Below are 1,178 nucleotides of genomic sequence, written 5' to 3'. Positions count from 1 at the left end.
GGCCGAGGAGGTGAACAGACACGGGTCATTTCTCAGCGAAAACTCTGACCCCTCCCGGGTCAGGTCTCAGCGAAAATCAACACGCGGGCGGACGGCAGGGCGTCGAGCATCAGGGCTGCGCCCTTGTGGTCGCTCATCTGGCCTTCGGTGAGCAGCAGGACCACGGGGCGCCCCTTTTCGTCGCAGACCGCGTGAAGCTTGGAATTCAGGCCGCCTTTGGTGCGTCCGATACGGCGGGGAACAGCCCCTTTTTGAGCAGGCTGGCCGCCGTGCGGTGCGCCTTCAGATGAGTGGCGTCGATCATCAGTCGGTCCGGCTGGCCTTTACGTCCAGCCAACCCCGCGAAGATGCGGTTGAAGATGCCCATGCGGCTCCAGCGGATGAAGCGGTTGTAGAGTGTCTTGTGTGGGCCGTACTCGGCAGGCGCATCGCGCCAGCGCAGGCCGTTACGGATGACGTGGATGATGCCGCTGACGACCCGCTGGCCGTCCACCCGCGGCACGCCATGGGAGAGCGGGAAGTAGCGCGAGATCCGCTCGATCTGTGTCTTCGTGAGCCAGAACAGGTCAGCCATGGCAGCACCTCCAGCCGCCATGGAATCACAACAGGATCAAAGCACAAGAGGCTTGTTAATAGGTCCTGAGCCTAGCGTCACGTCGAGCGTGCACCGCCACACAACACGCACCTGCCTTTGTGGGTGCAGTAGGCTGATGCGATCGTCACATCGCTCAGCCTCGCACCGATGAGCGAGGTTTCGAGCGGACTAGCCTGCAGTGGTCCTATCCAGCACGAGCGAGCTGACGCTGGACCTCCAAGACGTCGATCGCATAGTTCTGCTCGTAGAACCTTCCGTCTCGTACCTTGTGGAAGGCGAATTCACCGTACTCCACAGTCGCGCCAGTCGGCTCCAAGCCCAACCATTTCTTCTTGGGTGTGCCGATGTTGTAAAGGCGGGCGGCGACCGTGTCGCCGTCGATCGCCATATCGACCACGCGCCATTTGAAATCCGGGACTGCGTCGACGTGCCCCTTCAGCGATGCGATGACATCGGCGCGGGTAATGGTTTTGCCGTGCTGCGTGAGTTCGTCGTGAACAAACTCGGTCATCCGGTCCATATCATGGGTATTGAGCGCATCGATGTAGCGCATGAAGAATGCCTTCAGTTCGCTTTTCGACAT

At 60.7% G+C, this 1,178-nt stretch carries 1 protein-coding gene and 1 pseudogene; both read right to left on the bottom strand.

Annotation, left to right across the window (positions count from 1 at the left end; all coding sequences use genetic code 11):
• Window positions 1–74: 74 nt before the first annotated feature.
• Window positions 75–574, bottom strand: a pseudogene (locus tag EBE87_RS28340) (IS5 family transposase); the annotation flags it as partial.
• A gap of 205 nt (window positions 575–779) precedes the next feature.
• The coding region (locus EBE87_RS28335) for an ester cyclase (protein ID WP_120641247.1) at window positions 780–1,178 on the bottom strand (399 nt) is incomplete at its 5' end.

The sequence above is a fragment of the Teichococcus wenyumeiae genome (assembly GCF_003696345.1).
Taxonomy (GTDB): Bacteria; Pseudomonadota; Alphaproteobacteria; order Acetobacterales; family Acetobacteraceae; genus Pseudoroseomonas; species Pseudoroseomonas wenyumeiae.
The sequence above is the reverse complement of the archived record's forward strand: the minus strand, read 5'-3'. Positions and strand labels throughout refer to the sequence as shown.